Below are 18,443 nucleotides of genomic sequence, written 5' to 3'. Positions count from 1 at the left end.
ACCGTCGGCGTGCGACGGTGCCCCTGTCCGGTCTTGTCGCTCTCGGAGCGAGGCGGTCAGCGGCCGCCTTCTCCCTTGTCCTCTCCCCGCTGCTCCGATTCCGGAGTCTGCTGGGACTGCTGCGCCCCCGGCTGCTGAGCATCGGGCTGCTGGCCGTTGGGCTGCTGGGCGGTGGGCTGCTGAGCGCTGTCCTGCTGCTCGACGTTGCCCGCGTCCTGAGCCGACTGCGGGTTCACAGCCGTGGCGCCCGTCTGCGGGGCCTGCTGCGCACCGGCCGCGGGGTTCTGCTCCGCCGCCGGTTGCTGCTGCGAGCGCTCCCAGGACGGGACCCACTGCTGGTACGGCTGCTGGCCGGCACCGCCCGGCGCCGTCGCCGGCGTCCAGCCGGGCGGGGCACCGTAGTTCGGCGGCACCGCCTGCGGCTGGCCGTGCTGCTGGCCCTGGCCGTACTGCGGCTGCTGTCCCTGCGGGTACTGACCCTGCGGGTACTGCCCCTGCTGCGGGTACTGACCCTGCGGGGCCTGCTGCTGTCCCTGCGGATGCGGGAACTGCACCGTGCCCTGACCGCCCTGTGGCTGCTGGCCCTGGTTGTACTGGCCTGCCGGAACAGCGCCCGCGGGCACCGAACCGTTCGGGCCGGGAGCCGGAGCCTGCGGAGCCGGCGGCTCGGGCGCGGGCGGGGGCCACGGCTCGCCGCGTTCGATGGCCAGCTCACCCGGAGTCTTGATCGGCGGCTTCTCCGACGGGGTGCGCCCGCCGAAGTCGTTGAACGCCGTGATCCGGGGCCGCTTCTCGACCCTGGAGAAGATCCGCTCCAGGTCCTTGCGGACCAGCGTCTCCTTCTCCAGGACCTCCATCACCAGGTCGTCGAGCACGTCGCGGTAGGTGTTGAGCACCTCCCACGCCTCGGTGTGCGCGGCCTCGATGAGCTTGCGCACCTCTTCGTCGATCTCGTGCGCGACCTCGTGCGAGTAGCTCGCCTGCTGCCCGGCGGAGCGGCCCAGGAACGGGTCGCCCTCCTCCTTGCCGTACTTGACGGCGCCGAGGCGGGCGGTCATGCCGTACTCGGTGACCATCGCGCGGGCGATCTTGGTGGCCTGCTCGATGTCGCTGGAGGCACCGGTGGTGGGCTCGTGGAACACGAGCTCCTCCGCGGAGCGCCCGCCGAGCGCGAACACCAGGCGCCCGATCATCTCCGAGCGGGTCATCATGTCCTTGTCGTCCTCGGGGACGACCAGTGCGTGTCCGCCGGTGCGGCCGCGCGGCAGGATCGTGAGCTTGTAGACGGGATCGACGTCCGGCATCGCCCAGGCGGCCAGCGCGTGCCCGCCCTCGTGATACGCGGTGATCTTCTTGTCCCGCTCCGAAATGATCTTGCTCTTCCGGCGCGGGCCGCCGATCACGCGGTCCACCGACTCCTCCAGAGCCGCACCCGTGATCAGCTGGCCGTTCTCGCGGGCCGTGAGCAGCGCGGCCTCGTTGACCACGTTCTCCAAGTCCGCACCGGAGAACCCGACGGTCCGCTTGGCCAAGCCGTCCATGTCGGCGTCCTGCGCCAACGGCTTGCCCTTCGAGTGCACGCCCAGGATCGCCTTGCGGCCGCGCAGGTCCGGCGCCGAAACGGGGATCTGCCGGTCGAAGCGGCCCGGACGCAGCAGCGCCGGGTCCAGGATGTCCGGCCGGTTCGTCGCGGCGATCAGGATGATGCCGCCGCGCGAGTCGAACCCGTCCATCTCCACCAGCAGCTGGTTCAGCGTCTGCTCGCGCTCGTCGTGCCCACCACCGAGGCCGGCGCCGCGCTGGCGGCCGACCGCGTCGATCTCGTCGACGAAGATGATGCACGGCGCGTTCTGCTTGGCCTGCTCGAACAGGTCGCGAACGCGGGAAGCGCCGACACCGACGAACATCTCCACGAAGTCCGAACCGGAGATCGAGTAGAACGGGACCCCGGCCTCGCCCGCGACCGCGCGGGCCAGCAGCGTCTTACCGGTACCGGGCGGGCCGTAGAGCAGCACGCCCTTCGGGATCTTCGCGCCCAGCGCCTGGTAGCGCCCGGGACTCTGCAGGAAATCCTTGATCTCGTGCAGTTCCTCGACGGCCTCATCGGCACCGGCGACGTCGTTGAACAACGTCTTCGGCATGTCCTTGGTGAGCTGCTTCGCCTTGGACTTGCCGAAGTTCATCACCCGGTTTCCGCCGCCCTGGACGTTGTTCATCATCCACATGAGCAGCAGCACCAGCAGGCCGATCGGCAGCAGATAGATCAACATCTGCGTCCAGAAAGAGTCCTGGGTGACCTCGGTGTTCCACTTGTCGGTGTTCGCCTGCCGGATCTCGTTGACCACCGCGTCGGTGGCCCCGGCAGGGTATTGCGCCATCAGCTGATTGCTGTTGGCGAAGCTCTGACCCTGTTTCAGGGTCAGCAGGACTCGTTGCTCTTTGTCCTGGATGGTCGCCTCGGCTACCTTGCCCTCGGAAATCTGCCGGAGAGCTTCGGAGGTCGAGACCTGCTGATAAGCCTTGGTCTCATCGAAGAGCACGCTGAGGCTCATTATCAGCGCTAACACCGCCAGGATCCAAAGCAGCGGGTTACGGAGCAGGCGCTTGAGGTCCATTCACTTGCGGCCGGCGGTCGGCCTCGACCCTCCCTGACTTCACTTCGGGCAACGGCACCGGTGAACGGCGCACGAACCGTCGCCGCCGTCAACCCCCTCGAACCAGCGTACCGGCCGCCGCGAGCGCGCCACCACGCCGAGCGTTGTGCAGGTCGACAAGACTACCCCCGGGCGAAACCGGATCTTTGCCACACCCGCTCCCAGCAGGGCGGGTCCTCACCGCCCGGAGGTGTAGACCTTCGGATCGAGGGTCCCGATGTAGGGCAGATCACGGTAGCGCTCCGCGAAGTCGAGCCCGTAGCCGACGACGAACTCGTTCGGGATGTCGAACCCGACGTACCGGACGGGCACGTCGACCTGGACCGCGTCCGGCTTGCGCAGCAGCGTGCACACCTCCAGCGAGGCGGGATTGCGCGAAGCCAGGTTCTTCAGCAGCCAGGACAGCGTCAGGCCGGAGTCGATGATGTCCTCGACGATCAGCACGTGCTTGCCCGCGATGTCCCGGTCCAGATCCTTGAGGATCCGCACCACGCCGGAGGACGAGGTCGACGAGCCGTACGAGCTCACCGCCATGAATTCGAGCTGAGCCGGACGCGGCAGTGCCCGCGCGAGGTCGGTCATGAACATGACCGCGCCCTTGAGCACGCCCACCAGCAGCAGATCGCCGCCTTTGGCGTCCTGGAAGTCCTCGGCGACCTGCTCGGCCAATTCGGCCGTCTTGCCCTGGATCTGCTGCTCGGTGATGAGCACTGAAGCGATGTCGCCGTCGTACACGGACCGGCTTCCCCTCTCGCTGTTGGGCGCACGTTCACCCGCCGCTCACCGGCCCGGCGGTTCCCCGTCCACCACGTTCCACCTGAAGCCTGCCATGCGCCCGGCGCAGCACAAAGTTGCCCGGCAGCGCATGCGGTCCTTGACCGCGCCACGCACCGGCCAGCGCGTCGGCCGCGCGCAGGTGCGCGTCGGAGATCTCGGTGATCCCGCTCGTCAGCAACCACCCGCGCAGCACCCGTCGCCGGATCGCGGGCGGATGCGTCGCCAAGGCCGCGGCGTCCAGGTCCGCACCCCGCTCCACCTGCGAGCGGACCGTTCCGGCGACCGCGTCGAGGGCGTCGGCGTCCTCCCGCAACTGGCGGGCGGTTCGGGCCAGCGCGCCCGCGACTCCGCCTTGCAGAACGTGCTCCAGCAGCGGGAGGACCTCTGTGCGCAACCGCACACGGGTGAACCGGCTCTCGCCGTTGTGCGGGTCCTGCCACGGTCGCAGTCCGAACTCGGCGCAGGCACGCACCGTGGTCTCCCGCGAGACGCCCAGCAGCGGCCGCGCCCACGGCTGATCCCACGGGCGCATGCCCGCGATGGAGCGGGCTCCGGAGCCGCGACCGAGGCCCAGCAGCACCGTCTCGGCCTGGTCGTCGAGGGTGTGCCCGAGCAGCACCGCCGCCCCGGCGGGCCGGGCCTCGTCGAGTGCGGCGTACCGGGCTCGGCGGGCCGCCGCTTCCGGGCCGCCGGGGCCGCTCACCCGCACCGGCAGCACCTCGACGTCCGCGAATCCGAGCTCGCCGAGCTGTTCGGCGGCGCGAGCCGCGACCGCGCCGGAGTCGTCCTGGAGTCCGTGGTCAACGACGCGCGCGCACACCCGCAGGTCCTGTTTGCGCGCCACGTGGGCGGTGGCGGCGGCGAGCGCGAGGGAGTCGGCACCGCCCGAGCAGGCGACCGCGAGCGGCCCCTGCCGCGCACCGGGGGTGGCGTCGAGGAAACCGCGAACCGCGGCCCGCACTTCGAGCATCGCCGTCCCGGCGGAGCGGGCGGATAGACCGGAACCAGAGGTCACCGCCCCATTGTGTGCCCCACCCCGACACACCCCGGAGACCCCACGATCCGCCGCTCGCAGCCCCAGGAGTGAATGGCCCCGCAGACCGATGGACCGGTCGAAGGTTGACCGCACCAGAGGCACCGGGTGAATCGCCCATTCGACCAAGGGGGCCGGTCGAAGGTGGCATTGACCTGGTTCGGGGTGCGACGGGTCGAGCGGGGATCAGCCGTGGATGCGGCGGAGCCAGGCGGCGGGGTCGGTGGTTTCGGCGCGGGTGGGCAGGTGGTCCGGTGAGGTCCACACCGCGTTGAAGCCGTCCATGCCGACCTCTCGCACGACGTGGCGGGTGAACGCCGCGCCCTGCGCGTACTGGCGCATCTTCGCGTCCACGCCGAGCACGCTGCGCAGCAGCCGGTCCAGCAGGCCGCCGCCTTGGCGGCGCTCGGTGAACCGGCGGCGGATGGTGGCCACGCTGGGCACCACCTCCGGCCCCACGGCGTCCATCACGTGGTCGGCGTGCCCTTCCAGCAACGTCGACAACGCCAGGATCCGATCCAGCGCGGCGCGCTGCCGGGGACCTTGCAGCAGCTCCACGAGCCCGAGCATGCCCGGGCTGGACTGGGCGTCCGGCCCGTCTCGCACCCCACGCACCACGGCGGGCAGCCTGCCCAGCAGCTCACCGGGCGAGGAGTCGAGATCGGACAGCAGCTCGCCAAGGCTGTCCGCGAAGTGGTCCCGCAGCCACGGCACCGCGTTGAACTGCAAGCGGTGCGTCGACTCGTGCAGGCACACCCACATGGTGAAGTCGTCCGCGGGCACGTCCAGCGCCTGGCGGGCCGCCACGATGTTCGGCGCCACCAGCAGCAGCCGCCCCGGCCGGGTGCCCTGGTCGCTGGGCAGGAACGGGTCGTACTGCCCGAGGACCTTGGTGCCCAGGTACGACAGCACCAGCCCGGCCTGCACTCCGGCGCCGCGAACTCCGAGCCCGCCGAGCAGATCGGTTCCGGTGGCGCGGGAGCTCATCGCGATGCCGGTGAGCTCGGACAACCCGCGCGCGGCCGCACGCACCCACTCGGTGCGGTCCACCACATCGCCTTCGAGCACCGGCAGGTCCAGGCCGAGTCCGGTCAGCTCCCGCACGTGGCTCTCGGCGGCGACGCTGGCCCGGCGGAGTTCGCGCACCGCGTGCGCAGCCTCCGAACGGGGGACCTGAGGTCCGGTGTGCATCAACCGGCCGGCGGTGGACGCGGCCAGGTCCCAGTCGAGCGTCCGCTGCGCTCCGTCCCGGCTGTGCGGTCGGGGCGGCAGCGTGGCGGATCGCGAAGTCACAAAACCGACCGTACTCCGGGTGAGCTGGGCTGCGACACCGCTGCGCCGCCGCGTCCGATCAGCCGCAACCGCACTGCTGGATCGCGCCCGCGACCTCGTCGAGGGCGGGCCGCACCGAGCCGGCGGCGGCGGTGCTGTTGGACATCAGCGCGAACACGAGCAGCCTGCCGTCCTGCGTGAGGATCGTGCCGGAGAGGCTGTTCGCCCCGTCCAGCGTGCCCGTCTTCGCCCGGACCCAGCCGCGGCCGTCGCCGTCGCCGTAGCGGTCGGCGAGGCTGCCCGAACCGCCCGCGACGGGCAGCCCGGTCAGCAGCGCGCGCAACTTCGAGCTCTGCTGGGAGAGCCCGCCGTCGCGCTCCGGCGCGGTGGCCGTGGCCATCAGGTCCGCCAGCACCTTCGCCGGGATGCGGTCCTCGGTGGACAGGCCGCTGCCGTCGGACATCTGCACGCCGGTGAGGTCCACGCCGTTGCGCTGGAGCACTTCGCGCACCGCTTTCACCGATCCGGCGAAGGACGGCTCGTTGCCGGTCTTGACGGCGACCTCGCGGGCCAGCGCCTCGGCGAGCACGTTGTCCGAGTGGATCAGCGTGGTCTCCATCAGCTTGCGCATGGTCGGCGACTCGACGGAACCGACGGCCTGCGCGTTCTGCGGCGCCGTTCCCTCCGACACCGCGGAGGCCGACAGGCCGAGCCGGGTGGCGAGTTCTTCACCCGCTTTCGCCGCCGGCGAGGTGGTGCGTGCGCCGTAGTCGTCGGTGGGGTCGTCCGTGCGGCCGCCGTCGGCCATCACCGACTCCATCGGCGCCATGATCCCGTCCGGGATGTCCTGGGGCAGCCAGCCGGGCGCGCTCGAATCGCCCTTGTACCGGCTGGTGTCGACCTTGATCGAGGTCACTTGGCCGCCCGTCGCGGCACGCACCTGCGCCGCCAGGTCGTCGAAGCGCGCCGCTCCCGGGTACACCGAGTCCTCCCCGGCGGGCAGCGTGGAGAGGGTCGGGTCGCCGCCGCCGACGAGCACCACGCTGCCGGGTTCCGAGCCGCGCACGACCTTGGTGGTGAACCGGGCGTCGTGGTCGAGCGCCAGCATCGCCGCGCTCATCGTGAGCAGCTTTCCGGTGGAGGCGGGCATCATCGGCCGGTTCTGCTCGCGTTCCCACAGGCTGCGCCCGGACTGCACGTCCACGACGGCGCCGGTGACCGGCGCCAGCACGGGGTTCGACAGCGGACCGCGCACCGCCGCCTCCAGCCCGGCCTTGCCGGGTTCGGGGGCGTTCGCGCCGACCGGGCGGATCGACGGGGAGAGCCGCACCGGCGCGGGCGCGTCGGCGAGTCGGGCGGCGCTGAGCCCGGTGATCAGCGCGGGCACTCCCACCGCGAGTCCTGCGCCGAGCACGACCACGGTCAGCACCGCCAGCAGGACCGTCGCCCGCTTGCGGCGCGGCTCGGCCACCTGCTGCGGTTCGTCGTGCTCGACGTGCTCGGGTTCGTCCTGGGGCTCGATGCGCTGCGGCGTCGCCCGGTGCGCGTCCTGGAGCGGCGGCTGCTGGAAGGCACCGGCGGGCGCGGCGAAATCCTGCGGCTGGGCCGACCGCGCCTGGCTCTGCTGCTCGTTCTGCTGCGCCGGACTCTGCTGCGCCTGGTTCTGCTGCTGCGGACTCTGCTGCGGCTGCCGGGGAGGCGCCGGGGTCGGCCGGGGCGGCGCGGGCTGGGCTTGGGACTGCCCTTGCCGGGCGCCGGGCGGCGGGCCGCTGAAGTCGGGGCGGCGGAACTGCTGGGTCCGCTCCGCGTCCGAGGGACCCGGCACCGGCGGCCGCGCGGGCTGCGGCGGCGCGGGCGGGACGATCGGGATCCGGGTGGTCGGCGGCCCCTGGTCGAACGACTGCGGCCGCTGGGTCTGGCCACCGCCGGGGGCGCCGTCGTGCTCGGCGGGGCGCTTGCCGTCGGTGCGCGGGTCGGCGGGGCCGTCTCCCTCGCGGAACGCCTGCGGCGATTCGTAGGCGGGCTGGGAACCTTTCGGCTGGTCCGCCTGCTCGCGGCGCCGGGTCTCCTTTTCGAGATCGGCGAGGTTGAACCGCTGGGTGTCCTCGATCCGCCGGAACTGCTGGGTCTGCTCGACGGGCGACGGACCGATCGGGGTGCCCGAGTCCGCGGTGAACGCGGAGTCCTCCACCGAGGGCGGCGGCTCGGTGCGCGGCCGGGGGTCGGTGGATGAGGGCGGTGCCGCTCCGGCATCCGCGGAGAACGCGGAGTCCGCTTCGGCGGCGTCGGTGTCCTCGGGTTCCGCCTCGATGCGCGCCTGCTCGGCGGTGGGCCACTCGTCGCGCTCGGGCTTTGCGGCGGTGCCGCTCGCGGCGGCCTGAGTCTCGTCCGGCCGCTGGGCGTCCTCGCGATCGGATTCCGGCCGTTGGTCATCCAGGCGCTGGTCATCCAGGCGCTGGTCATCCAGGCGCTGGTCGACGTGCCGCCGGTCGACGCGGGCCGTCGTGTCGTCGATGGCGCTGAAGCGGCCGGTCGTTTCCACGTCCGCGGTCGCGTCGCGGTCGGCCTCGGCGTCCCGGCTGGTCCCGGTATCGGCAACCGTGTCCCGGCCGCCGTCGACATCGGCGGTCGCGTCCCGGTCCGCCTCGGCGGTCGAGTCCCGAGCCGTCCGAACATCGGCGGACGCGCCGCTCGTGGTTTCGGTATCCCCCGTGTCCACCGCATCGGCGGTCGCCTCGTCGGCGGGCGACTCGTCGGTGCTCACCGCATCGGCGGTCGCCGCGTCAGGGGCTGTTGCGGCGGTGGCCGGGCCGCCGGTTTCGGCGGTGGGGCGTTCGGCGGCTGCTCCGCCGGTCTCGTCCCGGTCGGAGGTAGGTGTCGTCTCCTGCCGGTCGCTCTCCGCGCGGCGGTCGGCGGCCGCCGCGTAGTCCGCGAGCGCTCGGCGGTCGAGCCGTTCCGTGGGAGGCCCGGACCGCTCGGCGACGCTCTCGGACTCATCCGCCGGTTCGCTCCGCGAATCGGCATCGGTGCTCGGGGCCGCGTCCGCGGACACCGCTCGCTGCGGGCCGGTGACCTCGACGTCTTCGACCGGTTCGACCTGTGGTGCCGCCGAGGTGTCCGCCTCAGCGGAGACACCGGACGCGGGCTCCGCCGGATCCGCGTCCCGGACCGGTTGTTGCGGCCCCGTCGTCTCGGCGTCCTCGACCGGTTCGGGGGTGGCGGTCTCGTCCGCCGCGGTGTCCTCGGCGGCCGACGCGGTCTCGGGCCACGCGCCCGCTCCGACCGAGCCTGCCCGGTCGGAGGTTTCAGGCCGTGCCGAGTCTTGTTCCGGCTCCTTCTCGACCGCCTCGGGCGTGGTGGCCGAGCCACTCTGCTCGGCCGCATCCGGACGAGACGACTCGTCCTGGTCGCCCTGTTCGTCCGCGTCCTGACGAGACGATTCGTCCTGGTCGCCCTGCTCGGCCGCACCCTGACGAGACGATTCGCCCTGCTCGGCCCACTCGATCGCGCCCGAACGAGACGACTCGTCCTGGTCGCCCTCCTCGACCGCACCCTGACGAGACGATTCGCCCTGCTCGGCCCACTCGATCGCGTCCGAACGAGACGGCTCGTCCTGGTCGTCCTGGTCGGCCGCGTCCTGACGAGGCGATTCGCCCTGGTCGCCCTGCTCGGCCCACTCGATCGCGCCCGAACGAGGCGATTCGTCCTGGTCGCCCTGCTCGATCGGGCTCTCGCCGTCGTGTGCCTGGCCGGACTCGTCCTGGCCGGTGGTGGTCGCGGCGTTCTCCCGCGCCCCGTCGTCGGGCGCCGCGGCACCATCGACGGTGCCTTCGGGCTCCGCGTCCGCGCCGGACCCACTCGCTTCGGTCGCCGACGGTTCGGCATCCGCCTCGGCGGGCTGATCACCCGGCGTCGGCGAACCCGCCTGCTCGGTATCGGTATCGGCGGTCCGCTCGGAGGCGGGCTTCTCGGAGGCGGCGGGCTCGGAGCCGACCTGCTCGGCGGCGGAGGACGTCGAATCCGGCACTCCGGCATCCGAAGTCCCGGCGTCCCCGGCCTTCGACTCGACGGCCTTCGACTCGACGGCCTTCGACTCGACGGCCTTCGACTCCCCGGCCTTCGACTCCGTGGTCTCGGAGTCCGTACCCACGGTCTCAACGCGGCCGGTCACCGAGTCCGCAGTCGTCGATTCAGCGGAATCGGATTCGGACTCTTCGGCCGCCGCGGACTCCGAACCAGCGGACTCGGAGCCGGACTGCTCGGAAGTGGAAGAACCGGATTCGGAAACCTCGGATTCGTCCGCGGAATCCGAGTCGGCCGAGCCGGTCTCCGACGCTGCTCCGGTGCCCTTTCCACCGGTGTCCGGCACCGCCGAGGCCGCAGGCTCCACACCCGAGATCATTCCCGTGACCTGGGACCCCGCGGCTCGCCAACCGGAGAAGTCGTGCGCGGCGGCCTCCCGCCCGGCGGGTTCGACCGATCCGACGAAACCCACCGCCCGAACCGTGGGCGCGGCCGCACCGGCGCTCCCCGAGGTGCCCTCGCTCGCCCCGTCCCCGCTCGCCCCGTCTCCGGTAGCCCCGTCTCCGGTAGCCCCGTCTCCGGTAGCCGTGTTCTCAAGGGAGCCGCGGACCGTCGATCCCGCGCTCGGCCCGGCGTCCGCCGCCGTGTCTTCGCTCGCCTGCTCCGGCCCGGCCGTGCTCGTCGACTGCTCGCCCGCCGCTTCCGGTTCGGACAGCTTCCCGGACACGGTGCCGGTGACCGAGCCGCGCTGACCGGTCCGCTCGTCGTCGCCCGTGGAGGCGTCGTCCGCCCGGGACTGATCCGAACCCTGGACGTCGCCGCTCGCGGAACCGCTAGATCCGGTCTCGTCGGCGGCGGAATCGCCGGTTCCCGAATCCCCTGCGCCGGAACCACCGGCATCGGAATCGGACGTCGGCTCATCGGCCCGCGCATCGTCAGCGCCGGATTCGCCGGAAGCGGAATCCCCGGCGCTCGAATCATCGACCCCGGAACCAGTCGTCCCGGACTCGGCCGGTCCTGAATCCTGCTCCGCGGAATCATCCGGCGCACCGCTCGCGGACTTCTCGTCCTGATCGATCCGGACCGTCCCGGTGAGCGACCCCCTCGTGGACGCGGCCTGCGCTGCACCGGTCCCGTCCGCCGAGGTGACCTCGCCCGCATCAGTGTTCACCGGCTGTTCATCGCCGGAAGAGGCCGACTCGTTCCGCTCCTCCCCGGCCGAAGAGTCCGCAGCACTCTCGGAGTCCGACGCCGCGGGCTTTTCCTGGTCCTCCACCGGAAAACCGGGATCGTCACCGGCCGACTCCGCGGCTTCGAGCTCCGTCGGCCAGGGCTGGGCCTCCGCACGCGCGCCATCCCGCTCGGGGTGCTCGGCGTCCGCATCGCGCCCCTGGTCATCGCCCTGCGAACCCGCCGTTGAAGCGGCCGTCGCACTGGCGGACTGCTCGGTGGCGTCGGGCTCGGACACCTCACCCCTGAGGCTGTGGGGTTCGGGCACGGGCTTCCTCCTCGACGGTTCGCAAGATTGCCAGATGCGAGCTGCCGCACTGCGGTGGGGCTCGGCGCGCGGCCGTGGTCCACACTAGACGTGGTCGTGCCGCATCACGGGCGGCCACTCCGACGTGTGAGCCTGCGGCTCGACCTCGGGTGACGCCGTGCGGTGACTGAGGAAATCATCGCAGTTCAGGACACTGACGATGTACGGGACCGGGATGCGGGACCGGCCTGGCAACGGCGGCCGGGCGGTCGGGCACAGGCTCGACGAGCAAGCTGGCGAGAACGAGTGAGGAACCGCGTGGACTTCGACGTCACCATCGAGATCCCCAAGGGGAACCGGAACAAGTACGAGGTGGACCACAAATCCGGCCGGATCCGGCTGGACCGGACGTTGTTCACCGCCACCCAGTACCCCGCCGACTACGGCTTCGTCGAGGACACCCTCGGCGAGGACGGCGACCCGCTGGACGCCTTGGTGCTGGTGCAGGAACCCACCTTCCCCGGATGCCTGATCACCGCGCGCGCGGTCGGCATGTTCCGGATGCGGGACGAGAAGGGCGGGGACGACAAGGTCATCTGCGTTCCTTCGGACGACCCGCGCCAGGAGCACCTGCGCGACATCCACCACCTGGCGGAGTTCTACCGCCTGGAGATCCAGCACTTCTTCGAGGTGTACAAGGACCTGGAGCCCGGCAAGAGCGTCGAAGGCGCCACCTGGGTCGGCCGCACCGAGGCAGAAGCAGAGATCAAGCGCTCCTACGAGCGCGCGAAGGAACAGGGCCACTGAGTCGTTCTCTTCTCCGAACGGCCTGCGCAGGTGTCCGGGTAGCGGAACCTCAGCGACCTTCTCGCTGCGGGATCGATTTCTGACGTATGTCTCATACGCGGCGAAATCGCCGTCCCCGCGAGAGGCCGCTGAGAACCCGCCGGTGGTCTTTTTGCTCGGGCTGGTCACTGCTCATCGGCTTCGCCGCTGACAAGACAACGAGTAAAAGACCAATCTGCAAGGTGCACACCGAAGGCCCTTCCCGGAGCGGGGAGGGCCTTCGTCGTGCTCGGATCAGCGGCTCTGATGCCCCAGAGCGGTCGATACCTCCGCGGCGGCGGCCTGCACCCGGGTTCCGAACTCCCGCAACCGGGCCATGTCGTGCTCCAGCGCGAGCGTGGAGACGCTGACCCCGCCGATGAGGGCACCCGAGTGGTCCCGCACACCGGCGCCGGTGCAGCGCACACCGAGCTCGTTCTCCCCGTCGTCGAGCGCGTACCCGACGGCCCGCACCTCCTCCAGCTGCGCGTGCAGTTCCCGCTGCGTGGTGAGCGAGTTCGCGGTGCGCGCGGGCAGCTCACCGGCGCCGATCAGTTCCCGGACGGCGTCCGCGGGCAGTTCGGCGAGCACCGCCTTGCCGATGGCGCTGGTGTGCCACGGCAGGTGCATGCCGATCCGCGACCCCATCCGGTACGGCTTGTCCGGTTCGACCTTGTGCACGTACAGCAGCTCCCCGCCGAAGCGCATCGCGAAGTGCACGGTGCAGCCGGTGTCGTCGCGCAGCCGCACCAGTGCCGGGTCGGCTTGAGCGGCCGGGTCGAAGCGGTAGAGCACTTTGCCCGCCAGTGCGAGCACCCGGTCACCGGTGCGGTACCCGGTGTCGTCGCTGTGCGCGAAACCGGTCTCCACCAGCACTTGCAGCAGCCGGTGCACGGTCGACTTGGGCAGGCCGGTGGCGGCGGCGAGTTCGGTGACGCGGCCGTGGTCGGCGAGCGCCTCCAGCACGCGCAACGCCTTGCGGACCGCGCCCGGCCCTTCGGAGGTGCTGGTCACCGGGCCATCCAACCACCATCGACGACGAGGACGTGCCCGTTGACGTAGTTCGACGCGTTCGACGCGAGGAACACCGCGGCCCCGGCCAGGTCCGCCGGGTCTCCCCAACGCCCTGCCGGGATGCGCCCGCGGAGCTCGGCCTCGCGTTCCTCGTCGGCCTGCAGCACGGCGGTCTGGTCGGTCCGGATGTAGCCGGGCGCGATGGCGTTGACCTGCACTCCGTGCGGCGCCCACTCGTTGGCGAGGGCCTTGGTGAGTCCGGTGACGGCGTGTTTGGCGGCGGCGTAGGCGGGCACTCGCACACCTCCCTGGAACGACAGCAGCGAGGCGATGTTGATGATCTTGCCGTGGCCGCGTTCCAGCATCCGCTCGCCGGCCAGTCTGCTGAGCAGGAACACCGCGTCCAGGTCCACGTCCAGCACCCGTCGCCAGTCCGCATAGGACACTTCGGCGGCGGGCTCCCGGTGGATGATCCCGGCGTTGTTGACCAGCACGTCGATCCGCCGCTCGGCGAACACGGCGCGCAGCCGCTCCTCGGCGGCCGCCGGGTCGCTGAGATCAACGCCGATGGCCTCGGCGGCCGCCCCGTGCGCCCGCACCCGCTCGGTGACCTCGCCGAGATCGCCGGTTCGCCCCAGCAGCACCAGATCCGCTCCGGCTTCGGCCAGCCCGAGCGCCACGCCCCGGCCGATGCCGGTGCGCGCACCCGTGACCAGCGCGGTCCGGCCGCGCAACGAGAACAGTTCAGCGCTCACGCCCACTCCTCTACCGCAGGTCCGCGACGGCGACGTGGTCCATGTCGTCGAAGGACTGGTTTTCGCCCGCCATCGCCCATACGAAACCGTACCGATGCGTTCCCGCTCCACTGTGGACGGACCAGCTCGGGGAGATCACCGCCTGTTCGTCGCTCACCACCAGGTGCCGGGTCTCGCCCGGCTCGCCCAGCAGGTGCAGGACGCGATGTTCGGCGGGCAGGTCGAAGTACAGGTAGCACTCGGTGCGCCGGTCATGGGTGTGCGCGGGCATGGTGTTCCAGACGCTGCCCTCGGCGAGTTCGGTGACGCCCATGACCAGCTGATCCGAGGTGATTCCCGCCGGGTGCACGTACTTGCGCAGTTCCCGCACGTTCGCCGTGGCCTGCGCGCCGAGCCGCGCGGGCTCGGTGTCGGCATGCCGCGCGACGCGCGTCGGATGCGCGGCGTGCGCGGGGCGGAGACCAGGTAGAACCGGGTTCCGTCGCCCTGGAACGCCACCTCGCGGGTTCCGAGTCCAATGTAGACGCAGTCGCGGTGCTCCAGCCGATGCTCGACGCCGTCGGCGGTGACGGTGCCCGGCCCGCCGAGCGCGATCACACCCAGTTCGCGGCGCTCGCAGAAGAATTCGGCGCGCAGCGCGGGTTCGGCGGGCAGCGCCAGCACCTGACCCGGCTCGGGACTGGCGCCACCGAGCACCACCCGATCCTGGTGCGAGTGCACGGTGCGGATCTCACCGGGCGCGAACAGATCGGGCACCAGGTAGTGGGCGCGCAGCGCGCCGGTGTCGAATCCGGGCACCTGTTCCGGGTGCGTGGCGTGCCGATTCTCCATGCGGAGCCTCCTCGTTCAGGACCGGGCGGGCCGGGCGTTCGCCGCCAATTGGGCCAGGCGGCCGATAGCCAGCCGGTGGTGATCGGGGTCACCATGACCGTCACCGAATATGGAACCCCGTTCTGCTTTTCGGAACAACCCGCCGTTCGGCGGGTCTGTGGAGGTCACCGTGCCGCCCTACCACCAGAGCCCCGATCCCACCGGCTCACTGCTGCTGTCCGCGCTGCTCGCGCTGCTGCCCCTGGTCACGCTGCTGTTCCTGCTCGGCGGACTGCGCTGGAAAGCGCACTGGGCCGGGCTGGCGACCCTCGGCGTCGCCCTGCTCGTCGCCGTCGCCGGTTACGGCATGCCGCCGCTGCTCGCGCTCGACGCGGGACTGTTCGGCATGGCGCAGAGCCTGCTGCTCATCCTCTGGCTCACCTTCAACGCCATCTGGATCTACAACCTGACCGTGCACAGTGGACATTTCGCGGTGCTGCGACGCGCGTTCGGCACGCTCGGCGAGGACATCCGGGTGCAGGCCATCGTCATCGCCTTCTGCTTCGGCGCGCTGCTCGAAGCGCTCGCGGGCGGCGGCGGGCCGGTGGCGATCTGCTCGGTCATGCTCATCGCCCTCGGCGTCTCCCCGCTCAGAGCCGCCGCGTTGGCGCTGGTCGCCGACACCGCGCCCGTCGCGTTCGGCGGCATGGGCAACCCGATCACCGTGCTCGGCGAGGTCACCGGTCTGCCCGCCGCGGAATTCGGCGCGATCGCCGGACGACAGGTCTCGGTACTCGCCGTGGCCGTCCCGTTCGTGCTGCTGATCGTCGCCGACGGACGCCGCGGGATCCGGCAGGCCTGGCCGGCCGCGCTCGTCGGCGGGCTCTCCTTCGCCGTGGCGCAGTTCCTCACCTCGAACTACCTGTCATACCAGCTCGCGGACATCGTGGCGGCGGTCGTGTCCGCCGGTGCGATCCTGCTGTTGCTGCGGGTGTGGCAGCCCGGCGAGCCGGTCACGGCCGCGCTGCTGCCCGACGACGGGGACGCCGCGAGAACTCCGGCGGCGGAACCCGCGCGGTCGCGGGAAGCCGGAGGCACCGTCGCGACGGCCCCGACGACCTCCGATCCCGGCGGGGGAAACTCCCTGACCGCAACGGGTTCCCGCGCCGAGACCGTGCGCGCCTTCGCCCCCTACCTGATCATCGTGCTGGTTTTCGCGCTCGCCCAGTTCGACTCCGTCATGGCGCCGCTGAAAGCGCTGACCTGGAGCTTCGACTGGCCCGGTCTCACCGTGCTGACCGCCGAGGGCGCCCCCGTCGACACCGAGTACGAGTTCGCCATCGGCTCCGCCACCGGAACCCTGCTGTTGCTGTCGGGCCTGCTGGCCCTGCCGTTCCTGCGGGTGCGGCCGAAAGACGCGCTGCTCGTCTACGGCCGGACGCTGCGACAGTTCGGCTGGGCCATCCTCGCGATCCTCGCCGTGTTCGCGCTGTCCTACGTGATGAACCTGTCCGGGCAGATCCACACGCTCGGCGTCTGGCTCGCGGGCACCGGGGCGTTCTTCGCCTTCCTCTCCCCCGTCGTCGGCTGGTTCGGCGTGACCATCACCGGCACCGACGCGGGCGCGAACGCCCTGTTCGGCGGCCTGCAGACCACCGCGGCCGAGCAGATCGGCGCGGACCCGGTGCTGCTGGGCGCGGCGAACTCCTCCGGCGGCGTGATGGCGAAGATGATCTCGCCGCAGAACCTGGCGATCGGCACCGCCGCGGTCGGACTGGTCGGGCGCGAAGGCGAGCTGTTCCGCCGAGTCTTCGGCTGGAGCCTGCTGATCATGTGCACGCTGGTCTACCTGCAATCCACCCCGGTGCTGAGCTGGATGCTCGGCTGATCCGCACGCCCGCCGACCGATCGGAGTGCGCAGCCGCACTGATCAGAGTGAACGGACCATTCGTCCAAGCGCATTGGGCAAACGGACCGTTCACCCCTGACCGAAGTCGACGATCCGCGAAGCCGCACCGCACCGAGCCGAGTGAACGGACCGTTCGTCCAAGCGGATTGGACGAACGGTCCGTTCACTCCACCCTCCGCCCTGCCGGATCGGGTGGGCCGTCCCCCAATTCGGGGCAGGGGGACGGCGCGGGGCGGCTCAGTGCCTGCGGCGCGGAGCCGCCGCGACGAGCACGGCGCCGAGCAGCAACAAGCCCGTTCCCGTCCAGAACAGCGGAATCGTGTAGTACGCCCCGCTGGTCTTCGCCAGCGGCGGGGCGGCCGCACCCTGCGCGGATGCCGGCACCGGCGCGGGCTCCGCGGGCGCGTCGCACACGACGCCGCCTTCCGGCGCCCCCGCCCGAGCCGTCTGCTCGCCGAAGGTCACGTGGGCGAGCGCCGCGTCCGGCATGCCGAGCGCGGTACCGGGCAGCAGCTTCAGGTCGAAAAGCCGTGCACCCGCCCGCAGTTCGGCGCCCTGCGCCTCCTGGGTGAGTTCGCCGATGCTCAGCCGCAGCACGCCGATGTCGAGCACGCGGTCGTTCAGCGCGGGACCCACGATCGGCAGCTCCCCGGGCGCTCCCGGCAAGCCGATCGGCAGGTCCGCCGTCGGATTCGCCGCGTCGATCACCACGAGCTCCCGGCCGCCCTGACTCACCCGCAACACCGGAGCCTCGTAGTCCACAGTGGACGTTTCAGGGTCGCCGGTCGCGGTGACCGTCAACTTGGGTTCGCTCACCACATCCACCCGCAGTTCCTGCGGAGTGCCGGACAGCAGCCGCACGCTCGCCAGCTGCATCGCCGACGTGGCCCGCACCGCCTTGCCCGCGGACCCGGGCACGTCGACCAGCTCGATGCGCGACTGCGCGCGCACCGCATCCGGCACGTGCAGCAACGATCCCGCGCCCGATTCCGTCGGCGCACCACCCGAAAGCAGCCCGCCCAGCCGGGCGAGCGACCCCGGCAGGTCACCGGCGAGCTTGCTCTGCGCGTCCTCCGCGCCGCCTTGATCGAGCCCCGCCGCCTGCTCCGCGGGCGGCAACTCGGCGAACTGCTCCGGCGTGTCCGGCAACGCGGGCAGCACGTTCACCGCGGACAGGCTCCCCAGCGAACTGCTCGCCTCCGAGATCGGCGACACGCACGGCCCGAGCCGCTCGTCCCAGCGCGCATGCGCGCTGCCTTCCAGCAAACCGAGTTTCAGCAGCGCGTCAGCGGGCGAAGCGGGCGGCCGCACCCCCGTCACCGTCGGCTCCGGATGATCCGGCACCGCCGTCTGAATGGCCGGCAACCCCGGCGGCTGCGGCGAATACCCGCCGATGGCGGCACCGAACGGCGCCGCCTCCGCGACCGCGTGCTCGTGCGCCAGGTACGACTCGGAATCGGCCTTCGACTTCGCCAGCCCCAGGCCGAGCTCGATCAGCGACTGCTTGCGCAACGCGTCCTCGTAGGCCGGGTCGTCGAAGATGCTCTCCCCCGGCACCGTTCCCGGCAGCACTCGCACCATCCCGATCCCGGTTCCCACCTCGGCGGCGATCGGCCCCGGCTGCGGCGGCACCACCAACCCGGGAGGCTGCTCCGGATCCACGGGGATCGGCTCCGGCGTGGGCTGCGCGAACGCGGCGGGCAACCCAAGCCCGGCGACGGCCAGCGACACCGTCGTCACAGCGGTGAAACGGCGCAACGGCCGAACTGATCGCATCCGAATGCCCTCCATCGGCAAAGCAGTGACTGCCGTCACCGCACATATCAACGACGGCCCCTCGTCCGGGTGACGCTGATCTTCGCCGCAACCGGTGACGCCTCGGGCACCACCTGCA

General features: G+C 71.5%; 11 protein-coding genes. 2 read left to right on the top strand and 9 right to left on the bottom strand.

Annotated elements, in window-relative coordinates; genetic code table 11:
• Positions 1–56 precede the first annotated feature (56 nt).
• The 5 genes from ftsH to dacB all read right to left on the bottom strand — a co-directional run bounded on the left by ftsH (position 57) and on the right by dacB (position 11,257).
• On the bottom strand, positions 57–2,615 hold the full coding sequence (gene ftsH, locus H2Q94_RS01505; RefSeq protein WP_243791195.1) for an ATP-dependent zinc metalloprotease FtsH: 2,559 nt from the start codon (positions 2,613–2,615) through the stop codon (positions 57–59).
• Positions 2,616–2,831: 216 nt separating this feature from the next.
• Positions 2,832–3,389, bottom strand: coding sequence for a hypoxanthine phosphoribosyltransferase (gene hpt / locus H2Q94_RS01500; RefSeq protein ID WP_243791193.1), 558 nt, complete (start codon positions 3,387–3,389; stop codon positions 2,832–2,834).
• 34 nt (positions 3,390–3,423) lie between these two features.
• On the bottom strand, positions 3,424–4,401 hold the full coding sequence (gene tilS, locus H2Q94_RS01495; protein ID WP_243795465.1) for a tRNA lysidine(34) synthetase TilS: 978 nt from the start codon (positions 4,399–4,401) through the stop codon (positions 3,424–3,426).
• A gap of 249 nt (positions 4,402–4,650) precedes the next feature.
• The gene (locus tag H2Q94_RS01490) at positions 4,651–5,736 is read right to left on the bottom strand and encodes a zinc-dependent metalloprotease (RefSeq protein WP_258718701.1); all 1,086 of its coding nucleotides are present in this window, start codon (positions 5,734–5,736) and stop codon (positions 4,651–4,653) included.
• A gap of 79 nt (positions 5,737–5,815) precedes the next feature.
• Positions 5,816–11,257 (bottom strand): D-alanyl-D-alanine carboxypeptidase/D-alanyl-D-alanine endopeptidase, encoded by a 5,442-nt coding sequence (gene dacB / locus H2Q94_RS01485; RefSeq protein ID WP_243791191.1) that lies wholly within the window; start codon positions 11,255–11,257, stop codon positions 5,816–5,818.
• Positions 11,258–11,554: 297 nt separating this feature from the next.
• Between dacB and H2Q94_RS01480 the strand changes: the two genes are divergently transcribed.
• Positions 11,555–12,043 (top strand): inorganic diphosphatase, encoded by a 489-nt coding sequence (locus H2Q94_RS01480; RefSeq protein WP_184483541.1) that lies wholly within the window; start codon positions 11,555–11,557, stop codon positions 12,041–12,043.
• A 273-nt stretch (positions 12,044–12,316) separates the two neighbouring features.
• On the opposite strand, the gene H2Q94_RS01475 is transcribed toward H2Q94_RS01480, so the two are convergent.
• Genes H2Q94_RS01475 through H2Q94_RS01465 form a run of 3 tightly spaced genes read right to left on the bottom strand, consistent with a single transcriptional unit; the run spans position 12,317 to position 14,359 of the window.
• Positions 12,317–13,075 (bottom strand): IclR family transcriptional regulator, encoded by a 759-nt coding sequence (locus H2Q94_RS01475; RefSeq protein ID WP_243791188.1) that lies wholly within the window; start codon positions 13,073–13,075, stop codon positions 12,317–12,319.
• Complete coding sequence (gene kduD / locus H2Q94_RS01470) at positions 13,072–13,830, bottom strand: 2-dehydro-3-deoxy-D-gluconate 5-dehydrogenase KduD (RefSeq protein WP_243791186.1); 759 nt, start codon at positions 13,828–13,830, stop codon at positions 13,072–13,074. The genes H2Q94_RS01475 and kduD overlap by 4 nt, the downstream gene beginning before the upstream one ends.
• A 10-nt stretch (positions 13,831–13,840) precedes the next feature.
• Positions 13,841–14,359, bottom strand: coding sequence for a 5-deoxy-glucuronate isomerase (locus tag H2Q94_RS01465; RefSeq protein WP_243795461.1), 519 nt, complete (start codon positions 14,357–14,359; stop codon positions 13,841–13,843).
• Positions 14,360–14,830: 471 nt separating this feature from the next.
• Between H2Q94_RS01465 and H2Q94_RS01460 the strand changes: the two genes are divergently transcribed.
• Positions 14,831–16,528, top strand: coding sequence for an L-lactate permease (locus H2Q94_RS01460; RefSeq protein WP_243791184.1), 1,698 nt, complete (start codon positions 14,831–14,833; stop codon positions 16,526–16,528).
• A 258-nt stretch (positions 16,529–16,786) separates the two neighbouring features.
• Here the strand turns inward: H2Q94_RS01460 and H2Q94_RS01455 are convergent, their stop codons facing one another.
• Complete coding sequence (locus H2Q94_RS01455; RefSeq protein WP_243791181.1) at positions 16,787–18,325, bottom strand: hypothetical protein; 1,539 nt, start codon at positions 18,323–18,325, stop codon at positions 16,787–16,789.
• Positions 18,326–18,443: the final 118 nt, after the last annotated feature.

The sequence above is a fragment of the Saccharopolyspora gloriosae genome (assembly GCF_022828475.1).
GTDB classification, from domain to species: domain Bacteria; phylum Actinomycetota; class Actinomycetes; order Mycobacteriales; family Pseudonocardiaceae; genus Saccharopolyspora_C; species Saccharopolyspora_C gloriosae_A.
Note: the sequence above shows the minus strand (reverse complement) of the source record. Positions and strands in the feature narration are given on the sequence as shown.

Coding starts and splice junctions, on each gene's coding strand:
- ftsH (WP_243791195.1), bottom strand. CDS start 2,615: ATGGACCTCAAGCGCCTGCTCCGTAACCCGCTGCTTTGGATCCTGGCG.
- tilS (WP_243795465.1), bottom strand. CDS start 4,401: ATGCTCGAAGTGCGGGCCGCGGTTCGCGGTTTCCTCGACGCCACCCCC.
- H2Q94_RS01455 (WP_243791181.1), bottom strand. CDS start 18,325: ATGCGATCAGTTCGGCCGTTGCGCCGTTTCACCGCTGTGACGACGGTG.